Annotated in this window: 6 protein-coding genes; 5 read left to right on the top strand and 1 reads right to left on the bottom strand. The window is 51.9% G+C overall.

Annotation, left to right across the window (positions count from 1 at the left end):
• Nucleotides 1-232: 232 nt before the first annotated feature.
• Nucleotides 233-1738: a T9SS type A sorting domain-containing protein gene (locus WC326_16180; protein MFA7332607.1), complete on the top strand. Its 1506-nt coding sequence runs from the start codon at nucleotides 233-235 to the stop codon at nucleotides 1736-1738.
• Between the two features lie 69 nt (nucleotides 1739-1807).
• Nucleotides 1808-4315 carry a T9SS type A sorting domain-containing protein gene (locus WC326_16175; GenBank protein ID MFA7332606.1) on the top strand — a complete coding sequence of 836 codons (2508 nt, stop codon included), beginning with the start codon at nucleotides 1808-1810 and terminating at the stop codon, nucleotides 4313-4315.
• Nucleotides 4316-4338: 23 nt separating this feature from the next.
• On the opposite strand, the gene WC326_16170 is transcribed toward WC326_16175, so the two are convergent.
• Nucleotides 4339-5100 (bottom strand): site-specific integrase, encoded by a 762-nt coding sequence (locus WC326_16170; protein ID MFA7332605.1) that lies wholly within the window; start codon nucleotides 5098-5100, stop codon nucleotides 4339-4341.
• Nucleotides 5101-5125: 25 nt separating this feature from the next.
• On the opposite strand from WC326_16170, the gene WC326_16165 reads away from it, so the two are divergent.
• The 3 genes from WC326_16165 to WC326_16155 all read left to right on the top strand — a co-directional run.
• Nucleotides 5126-5929: a hypothetical protein gene (locus tag WC326_16165; GenBank protein MFA7332604.1), complete on the top strand. Its 804-nt coding sequence runs from the start codon at nucleotides 5126-5128 to the stop codon at nucleotides 5927-5929.
• 757 nt (nucleotides 5930-6686) lie between these two features.
• Entirely contained in the window at nucleotides 6687-10811 is a 4125-nt protein-coding gene (locus WC326_16160) for a T9SS type A sorting domain-containing protein (protein ID MFA7332603.1), read from the top strand.
• An 80-nt stretch (nucleotides 10812-10891) separates the two neighbouring features.
• On the top strand, nucleotides 10892-11275 hold a 384-nt coding region (locus WC326_16155), incomplete at its 3' end, for a hypothetical protein (protein ID MFA7332602.1).

Genomic DNA, 11275 nt, shown 5'->3' with positions numbered 1-11275 from the left:
TCTCCACCTGGCGCAGGTAGGTGATGATCTGCTCCGGGCTGAATCGCTTCTTCGCCATCACGTCCCCCCATTTCCGGCCGAATCCTAACACTCGGCCTGGATCAGTTCTAGGGGGTCAGGTCACATAGAATTTGGTAATGTTAATCATCCCGTAACTGCATCAATCAATGGTGTACTATTTAATGTCTCTCCAAATGCTGGTTATAAGTTCACTGGTCTGAATGGTGTGCGATTGAATCCTGGAATTATAGATAACCCAAACATTCAAATGATGAAGTGGTCGGGCCGGACATTGACAATCAACAGATGTGCCAATGCCGAGATTACGCGAATTCCATTTTCATCTGGTGGTTCTTCTTCCAATGATTACCCTGGTAAGCTTAGGACCTATTTTGGGTCGGTTAAAATTCGACACAATACGTTCAGCCCTCAAATAGGATCTTACCTGGATGCTCCCGTATTAATCGCTCAGAGCTCTGGATCAAGCATTGACAATAATGTTTTTCTCGGTGCTTTGGGTGGAGCTCCGGGCGTTTACCAATCGCAGGGGTATGCTTCATATAGTTTTAATGAGTTTTTGGACTCAAAAACTCCATCGTTCAAGAACAACTACGGCACTGTCGAAATGTATAAGGGATCGAAGAATACTTTCATTGCCGCAGCGGACGGCATGCAAAATCCGCACATTTATGGCAACGGAGGATCGCTCAATTTATACTGCGGGTATAATAGATTCGTGAATAGTTATGCTGATCCAGACGATTTCCCATTAATTGAGATCCTTAATAATACCAATGGACAAAGTGATTGGCGAAAAAACTACTGGGGAACTACCACTGCGACTGGGCTGTTGTGTGAAGAGGTAAACGATTATATTCCAGATTGGGCAGATGCCAGCAATTGTTTAGGGGAGTATAATCCGCCAATCTACTTCTGTCCTCAAACTGATGATGAACCCGAAGAACTGTGGTTGGCTGGGCAGGAGGCGGAGGAGAAGGATCTGTTCGACGACGCTATTTGGTATTATTCGGAAGTCGTTCGGTTGTATCCGAGCAGCACTCAGGCTCCCAAGGCGTCAGAGCGACTAAAAGAGATTGGGAAAATGGATGCGTCTTATGTAGAAAGCACGAAATCGGCGCTCCTTGTGGCTTGCCAGATTTCTGCTTCTCAGAGCGATACTTGGCTTGCATCCACGCAATTCAGTTCAGCCCAATGCATCGAAGCGGTCGAAGGGGATCGCGAGATCGCGCTTCTTGCGCTTGATAGCTTGGTGGCGACTGGGAGTCAAATTGAGTCGGACATCGCTTCCTTGGCTTTGCTTGAGATTGCTACCTATCCACCCCAAGGATCGATGTCGGCCGTGAGCGGAACCGCGGCGATTCTTCAAATGAAGGCGCAGCAAGCCGCATTGGAGTCCTTGGTCTCACTGGTGGATGCCACAGAGACACCGGAGATTGAAGGAGGCAACGTACCCAGCTCTTTTGGGATTCAACGTATTTTCCCCAACCCCTTTAACCCTCGTACTACGATTGTGCTGAATGTGGTACAGGATGGGCACGTTCGAGTCATAGCGTTCAACATGCTGGGGCAGGTTGCTCAGACACTCATTGATGCAGAATTGAGAGTTGGTCAGCATTCGATCGAGTTTGACGGAACCTCTCTCTCCACAGGTCTCTATATTGTGCGTGCTGAAATGGGACGGGCTGTTTCAACAGAAAAGGTTCTCTTGATGAAGTAGGTTCGTCAAGGTGCGTTCCCCTCCCCCCGGGTGCTTTGACTCCGGGGGGAGGAGGCGCGAGAGGTTATCATGAGATTGATTCTCTTCCTGCTTGCAGCGGTACTCATTTCATCAGGGCGGGCCGCCATCCTGCGCGTGCCTGGTGATTTTGTTGGCATTCAGGTTGCCATTGACGCGTCAGCTGATGGCGACACAGTTCTAGTTTCGCCGGGTACCTACCTCGAGCGTTTGATTATCCCGGATCGCAGCCTGACTCTCTGTTCTGACGATCTTTTAACAGGCGACAGTTTGTCCATTGACTCAACTATCGTTGATGCTGAATGGTTGGGCACAGCGCTAAGGGTACGCAGTCAAGGTGTGCACGTATTTCGCTTGGAAGGATTAACGCTCCAAAGAGGCAGAGGTCTCTATGAAAACGGCAGGCCTCTGGGTGCAGGCGTGCATTTGGAAAGTGGGGCCAATGTTGTCCTTCGGCATCTCGTTCTTCGGGAGAATAGAAGTACGGTCTATGGCGCAGCAATAAAGTCGGCAGATGCGACACATCCAGGTCATGTCGTGATTGAAGATTTGCGGCTACATCCTTACCGTGTTTCAAGTGATCCAAATTCTTATGAAAGTCAAATACGAATTTTATTTGCGAATCGGCTTGAAGCTCGGAAGTGGAGATTTCCAACTTCGACACTTCCGTCTGATCTTGTACTAACCTTGGCAGACACGTGTTTTGTAAATGATATTGTAGTCAATTCTCAAACCTCGGTGAACATTGGTTTGGCATTCACTGTTGTTAATTACCTCGAGGCGGATTCAATTATTATGCACGATTGTCACATGCAAAATGGAACACTACTTTCCTTAGAATCTACAAATCCATCAGTTGATGTGATAAGAGTGTCAAATATCACAATAGATGGATGTTCCAACACGACTGATTATGACGATCATGGACCGGGAATTCTGGAAATAGGATCAGACACATTGTATGCTGATCACATAACCGTGCGAAACTGCTTCAACGCAACATATGAATTGGCATATATGTTTGCTGGTGTAAGTGGGATTGTACAACATATGCTAGTGGAGGACAATGAATGCGGGGCCGAACCTCAAGAAGAATACGGTTGTTATTTAAATTGTGCTGGACAGATGGTAAAAAGTGCCAATTGTAGTTTCGAAGATCTTGTGATTCAGCGAAATACGTCACATGTGTATCCAATGATCAGTTCAGTAAATCCAGCCACTTATGCCGTTGGGGGCGGGTATGGATTGTATGTTAATCTATATGAGTATCTTGCACGAAATGAGAATTTTTTCAGGCGCATGATCATCCAGGACAACTTGGTTCTGGATCATGACGACTACACCAACAACGACATCCGACGCGATGCCAACCTAGGCCGCGCTGTTCATATGGAAATTGAGCGAGCCTATCGTCGCAAGAAGGTGGTCGTCGAAGACTGCATTTTCCGACGGAATCGCCAGCCCAATTCGGCTCCAGAGGAACATACCAGTGATCCGGAGATTGATGGTCGAATGGTGGGCAGCAGTGTCAGCTTTCTCTTTGGAGATCGAAATGAGACCAACCGTGGCAAGCTATGGTTGAAGAATGTCTTGGTGGAGGACAACGATGATGGCGGTTTGGATGTGATAGCACCTGTTTCTTTAAATGCACAGAATGTAGTCGTGCGCAACAATGGGCGCATGGGTTTTTTGTGTTCATCAGACACCTTGAACTTGACAAATATCCTGGTGTCTGGCACAGAGCGCTGGGAGTCCCATTACACGTACCCTTACAGTGACATGCATCCTTCCTATCAAACGGCTCTGGGACTGGAGCTCGGGTATGGTGGTACCATCCGTAACCTGAGCCTGCTGGACAATGACACGGAGTTCTTGTTCTCGACCAATTCCTCGTCCCGGCCCCGTCTCCAAATCCACAACTCCATCCTCTGGGGCAATACCTGTCGGTATCTGACGAATCCCATGTGGGATTTACAGGAGTTTCCTCCGCCACTTTTTCGCTACACCCTTATGGACGAGAACCAAGTGGGGGAGGGCAATTTGTACAACCTCTCTCCGCAGTTTGATGCTCAATTGGGTCCCCCGTACTTGAGTCCGACATCGCCCTGCATTGATTCGGGGGATCCGAATGTCGCCTGGAATGATGTGGAGAATCCCGCCAATCCCGGCTTCGCTCTATGGCCGGCGCTGGGCACCTTGCGCAATGACATGGGCTACACGGGTGGACCGCAGGCAACTGAAATCGATACCAGTTGGGTGGGCCTTCAGCGACCAAAGCCGAATCCCGCCCGGCCCGAAGGGTTCACGCTGGGCAATCCCTATCCCAATCCGTTCAACCCGGTCACACTCATTCCCTTTTCGCTGGACCGCCCACGCCATGTGCGACTGTCCGTGCACAACTTGTTGGGCCAGGAAGTAGCGGTGCTGGTGGACAATATCGTGCCGGCCGGCACGCACGCGGCGCAGTTCGGCACGAAGCAATTGGCCAGCGGCACCTACTTGGTCACTCTTGAATCAGGCGCGCGAAGTGAGAGCCGGACAATCACTTTGCTTCGATAGGGCGGATTGAATAGTGTCTCGACTTAGCTTGCTTGATTCCCAGGCTGTTGACTTGGTTCACTCTGCCTTAAAATCTCATCCGTCGCCCGTTCCAGGCTCTCCCTTACCGGACCCGTAGCCAGGCGGGCATAGATCTCTGTCGTGGCTTTCGATTCATGCCCCAGGGTCTTCTGGATCACCTCCAGCGGCGTGCCCGTGTCGATCTGGAAGGAAGCCAGGCTGCGGCGCAGATCGTGCATGCGCAGGCTGGTGAGTCCGGCCCGGGCTAGGACGCGCCCCCAGCCAACGTTGGGGTTGCTCATGTGCCCGCTCTTGGGCGCCCGGGCCCCTGGTCGTCCTGGGAACACATACGGCCCGGTCACAAACTGCTGACGCTCCTGCAGGAGCTCCAGCGCGCGGCGGGCAAGTACGACCGTCAGCTCGTGGCCGTTCTTGGATTCCGCCGCCGGCACGGTCCACAGGGCGCGGCCGAAGGAGATTTGCTCCCAGCGCAGCGTGAGCAGGTTCTGCTTGCGTGCGCCCGTCAGCAAGGCGAGTAGGATGAAGTCCCGCACATCGCGGTTGGGCTCTTCGCGCAGTGCCTGGAAGAAGGCCGGCAGCTCTTCAGTGAAGAGCCGGCGCGTGCGGGCCTCCTCCCGGTAGAGCGTGATGCCCCGGGCCGGATTGGGCAGGTCCAGTTCGTGCTCGCGAATGGCCCGGTTGATGGCCGCCCGCAGAAAGGCCAGGATGCGATTGGCCGATGGCCGGCCGTGACGCTGGCCAAGCAGTTTGTGCAGGGCCGTCACCTCTTTGCGCCGTGTCGGCTCCTTCGTGCGAGACTCCTACAAGGGCCTCTTCTGGAAGCCCGAGATCCACGGCGTCATTGACCATGTGCGGGCCAATGTGGACGAGCTGACGGGCTTCAAGCATGACCTGGCCCTGGCCGCCCTGGGCGCCACGCTGCTGTCCGCCCGCGGCTGGTTCCCGCAGTTCACGACCAGCAAGGTGAGCGAAGACGGCTATGACACGGCCAAGTTCCACGCCCGCCTGGGGGATGTCATCCGTCGGCTGAACAACATGGTCTTTGAAGGCGAGGCCTGCTCGGCCAGCCGCCTGGACGTGCGCCGCTGCCTGAAGAGCCGAAAGGCGGATCTGGCCTACTTCGATCCGCCCTACATCACCGAGTACAGCGCCACGAACTACAGCGCCATCTACCACGCCGTCGAAGCCGTGATGGTAGGCGGTGTGGGGCGGAAGCCGGACCCAGACAGCGCCACGCGCCAGGAGAAGACCCAGCAGGATCTGACCAAGGAAACGGTGGGCCCCTTCTTTGGCGAGGTCTTGGACGCGGCAGAGGGCATTCCCACCTGGCTCTGGTCCTACCGCGACCACAGCCATCCTACGGACCAGGAGATGAAGGCCCTCTTTGCGGAGCGCGGGCGCGAGGTGGCGCTGGTGAAGAAGTCCTTCTCGTACGGGCCTTTGGCGGGCAAGCGGCGGGAGGAGACGCCGGCCAAGGCGGTGGAGTACTTGTTCGTGGGGAAAAAGGAGGCGAAGGCAAAGACCCAAGCCGTGGCCCATCGGTGGAACGGGGATTGGGGAATCGCGACCCTGATGCCAAAGAAGCCGAGGTGAGAGGAGAGGTATGAAGAAGAATTTCAATCGGATTAGATAAGGTCCAACCAGAAATCCATCGAGTTCGGAATCGCCCAAGGGTGTCAATTCATTAATTTTGCTACGATTTTTTGACCAGAAATTGACTCAATCTATTGACTCTGGTCTCGCATTCTGCATTCTTCCGTCCACTTGGCTTCACCCCCCCACCTGCGTGTCAAACGCTGGAAACACAAATTTCATGCGTGCACCGTCTCGGTTTCAATTGCTGGTAGCAACCCTGGCATTCAGGGCCCCCCGGTTTGCGATCAAACCTGTTTCCAATGCTGAAAAGCCCTAATCGCTCGAGCTCTGGCATTGGATTCCTTACAGGAGTACCAGGAATTTTGACTGCAACTGCAGTATGCTGCTGGATCACTCGCATCCGAGACAGGGGGCTGCACTTTCAGTGCCAGCCACGTCCGCTACGTGATTCACGCTGGGTCCCTACTCGAGTTGTTTAGAGATTCTGTGCGATTCGACCGGACACCCAGTGGACCAGTATTCGAGATCTGTCTGACGAAACATCTACGGTGCACGATGAAGGCGCTCTCGTGGGCAACTAGCACCTAGTTTGGGGTTGGTTGGAGCCGCTAAGAGCCGTTACGCAAAGAAGAGGTGTCGGTGAGCGTTCATTTCGATGATGATAACACCAGAGTCAAACTTAAAAGGAGACAAAAGCTGCTTCAATGATGGACCCGATGAGGCAAAAGGCATAGTGTAAAGAGGAGATTCTGCGATGTTTATCGGACATTTTTCTAGATGTATTGGGTTAATCTTAACAATACTAGTTATGCAATGTTCTGCTGCTACGCAGATAGTCTTTCAAGATGCTGGTTTAGCAGCAATTCCAGATTCCTTAACTTTAGCTGAGATTGTCGGGAATAGATTTCTGGATCCAAACGCAAGCAGACAAGGAAACAATGAATTCACGTTACCAGTGCGATTTTTTAGAATCATCCCAGTTAATCCAGATTCGCAGAATGTATATATATCACATGCAGATATGCTCGATGTGATTGATAATACGATGGTATTCTGTGAGGAGAGCTATGAACCATCCGGTTTAGGATTTTCCTTCGCGGGATATAGCGAGTTGTATGTTGATTGGACTGTAGCAAGTGAGCGGCAATCGAACTGCGATTCTGTTCTAACTCGATATGTAAATCCCTATCAAGGGAATAATATCTGCGTGGCCATTATGCCACTTCAATACATTATCGGAGGGAATCGAGATAATTGCGGTAATGCGAGCTTCCCTTTGCGGTGGTCTGAACGATGCTTGGTTCGAGGACAAGAAGATATTCTGGCACACGAATTGGGACATAAGCTCACGTTGAATCATACCTTTGGTGGAAATTCTTCCATACAAGACGATGTTTTCAAAGTGTTGAGGCCAGATTCGACGTACGCATCATTTCTAACCGACTGTCCTGGGGAGCTCGTTGATCGGTCAAATTGCGCATATACAGCAGACAGGCACTGTGATACACCATCAGAAATCAATTCCTGTTGTGATCAGATTAAGAATAACGATGCTGAATGGTGGGTTTATGATACTGTAGAAGACACACTGAGGGCTGGTGGCACAATATATGTTCCTGATTTTAATTCCCCATTGATTATCTCTCATCCTTGGTGGGGGCGCCAAATATTCTATGATATGTATATGTCTCCGGCTGACCCTTGTACACGAGTGACAAGCATTTTGGATTGTAACGATTCGCTAATGGTTAGACCATATGAAGATCTGGGGACTTATAACATCATGTCTTATGCTCCATTTGGATGTCCAGCTGAGTTTTCTCCCAATCAACTGGATAAAGTGAATTATACATTGAATACGGCTCCACAGTACTATCCGCTTGTGCAAAATATTGTCAACAATATCATAGTAAATGACTACGGAGATATAGATAGCGATCCGCTGACATTTTCGTCAATTTCGAATGCCTTGTCCTTTATTAGCTCAGATTATCACCAATTATATCGTGTGTTCATTACATCAGAATATTTTGGATTAGAGGATCGAGAGATTTTGCTTACTAATAGCGGGTTGGATTCATTAGTGTCAAATTTCGATGGTCGCCCGATTTTTGTGGATATACTCGGTGTTAGCAGCATTTCAGGCACCGGGCAGAACTTAGTATGGGAACCTGCTGCCCAAGGGGAAATTGTTGTTCATCAGGATCATCTGAATGAAACAGCGCCGATTCGGGTCCACGGGCGCGTTGACCTGACGGTTCAAAATATCCAGTTCGAGAACTTTGGCAACGGTCGCATGTTTGCGGCTTCGTCCGGGGTCCCGTTGGCTTCCACCTTGGATTTCCAGGGATCACATCTTGAGTTGCGAAACTGCACTTTTGTGGGCAACGGACTCAATTCAACTCGAATGACAAGTCTTGACGTGTGCGAAGGCGTCGTGCATTTCAACCCGTTGCAAGAGCCTTCCCTGTTGATCCAGAATTGTGTCTTTGCGGACAACCGTTCCCCTGCAGGACCTGCTGTGGCGCTGGGCATGGACAATGTAGGCGATGCACCTGAAGGCGCTATTAGTATTATCCAGTCCACTTTTGCCAACAATTTCTTCCTGCAGAATACTCCCCAGAACGGTGTCATGCATGTGGAGACAATGGGAAGCGTGTTGTTGCGCAACTGCGTTTTCAGCGGAAGTGATCCTCTCCATGGCACACCCGGAAATCAACCAGCCATTGCAGTAGAAATTGGTGATCCAAGAGCAATGAGTGCAGTTATCGAGAACTGTTTATTTGACCAGGAACAGTGGGTTGAGGATGGGCTGCCGGGACTGGAACCGAGCAACGCAGTGATCCACCATGACTCCACACCTGGATTTACCAACCCGACCTTGCAGGATTATCGACTGAAATGGGATTCGGTTTGTATGGATGTCGGCTCCTCTTTGGAACCCATGAACTTCGACTTGACTCAGTCTGACATTGGTTGGAGCCCGGTATACCCTGTGACGGATATAACTGGAAACCAAACTGGTTCAATGGAACTAGGATGGTATAGAGTTTTGAACAACGCAATATTGAGTGCAGAAGATTTGATCATCCCTGCAGGTACCGTCCTGCGGTTTGATTCCGGGGTATATGCTTCATTCCGCGCCCAAGGTGCCTTCTCCGGTGGTTATAACATCACCATTGGGGATCTGAATGGACCGAGAACAGCTCTTGTCGCGAAGGATACCTACGGCTCACAGGAGCTCCCTTGTGGCCACTATGGCTTTGGAACCAGTGCCACAGCACCCTATCTGACAAATGTTGATTTCAAGGGTGTACTGTTCAACTATGCGCCAAGTATGGGGATGGGATTTAGCCGGAGCAATGTCAACCTTGATGGTGAGAACATCGTCGCGATGGAATTTGAGAACGTTGGACTTGCGTTTAGTACCTGCGATGGCCAGGTGACCCACTTCTCGGAAACCACCGGGTGCGGTCCCCGGTTGGGATGGGTTGACCAGATGAGCAGCGCCGTGGATGTTTCCTATGTGGATTTCCCGCCGCAAGAGGATGCATTTTTCTGCAACCTCTTCAACTCAGGCACCTATGCGGGACAGACAATCCTCCAGCACAATAACGAGGTACGTGGAAATCCTGTCCAATCAGGATATGACAACATCCCCGTTCTGCTCTTCGACTGCACTGTGCGTCAACATCACAACCAGTACGATAACTTGGCTGCGGGTGGTGTGTATATGGCCGATGCCACCTTGCACATGAACAACGGCGCCGAGAATCGTTTTACACGCATTCAAGATTATGCGCCTTTGACGGCGTTGGTTCAGGGATATGATGCAGCTGCATATATCAATGTGGAATGCGGATACAACACTTTTGTAGACCCGGATGTTACAATTTACAATAGAGATTTTGTTGAAGGAGGATGCGCGAGCACGGATTGGAACCTCAACTTCTGGGGAACCGATTGCAATACACCTGTCTCGCCTCAGAACCGGATTCCGAACTGTGCCACCGCAGTCAATAATCTCAGTGTGTGTCCGACACAGGTCATTCCTTGTCCGGATCAGATTGTGGATTCGGAGTTGTATGCCATCGGTGTGGAAGCCAATCAAATCGGCAACCATGAAGCCGCTGTGGCCTATTGGACGGAGTTGCTGGTGGAATTCCCGGATAGCAAATACGCGTCCTCGGTCACGGGATGGGTCAAGAGCTTGGGAATCACCACTCTCTATGGGGAGGACGAGTACTCCTACATTGTGACGCGCTTGGTGGACGCTGCCCAGGCCGCCGATGGGATTGAACCTCACCTTTCGGTCTACGAATTTGCCTCGGCGCAATGCGTGGAGGCCCGGCATGGGGACCGCGTGGGTGCCATTGCCTCGTTGGACAGCATGAAGCTGGTGCTTTCGGATCCTGATGACATCAAGACGATCATCTATGCGCGACTTGAAGTGGACACCTACCCCTCACAGGGACAGATGAACGCCATGGCTCCGGGTGACTGGGTGCAAGCGGAACAGAATCAGCGGCAAGCCGTTCGCCGCTTGCAAGCGGCCATGGCGCCGAGCAAGCTGCCCACGATTGATGAAGAGGTCGTGCCGGGTACAATCGTCCCCAGCAGCTTCCAATTAGAGCGTCCCGTTCCCAACCCCTTCAATCCCCGCACGCACCTTGCCCTGCAACTTCCCGCGGAGGGAGACGTGCTGGTCCGCGTGTACAACGTCCAGGGGCAGGTCGTGACTACCTTGCGTGAAGGGTGGATGCGTGCCGGCCGCCATGAGCTTGTCGTTGACGCGGGTTCGTGGGCCTCGGGCGTCTACCTGGCACAGGCTCGGTTCCAAGGACAAGTTCAGACCCAAAAACTGGTGTTAGTGAAATGACCTTTCGGCGGGCACTGCTCGCGGTACTGGTATGGGTGGCCTTCGGGCCACCCATACCTTGTTTGGCCGCCGTCTTGCACGTGCCGGACACCTACAGCCAGATCCAGGCCGCACTGGACGCTACCCAGCCTGGGGATACCGTGCTGGTGGCTCCGGGTCACTACCACGAACGACTGGTGTTTCCCAACCGGGACCTGACCCTGGCCTCCCATGTCCTCCTATCTGGTGATACGCTACTCATGGACCAGACCATCTTGGATGGGGACAGTCTGGGTACGACAGTGGCCATCTATCCCACGAACTTACACCGCTTCGTGGTGGATGGGTTCACCATTCGAGGCGGAGTGCCGGGGGATAACCCTGAATATGGCGGTGGTATGTACTCCACCGGTCCAGCCATTCTTGTGGTGCGTCACGTTACCTTTGAAGAGAACACCAATATCTACGGTGGGTCGGGCCTTATG

This window comes from Candidatus Delongbacteria bacterium, from assembly GCA_041675285.1.
Taxonomy (GTDB): Bacteria; CAIWAD01; CAIWAD01; order CAIWAD01; family CAIWAD01; genus CAIWAD01.
This window is presented reverse-complemented; position numbering and strand designations above follow the sequence as displayed.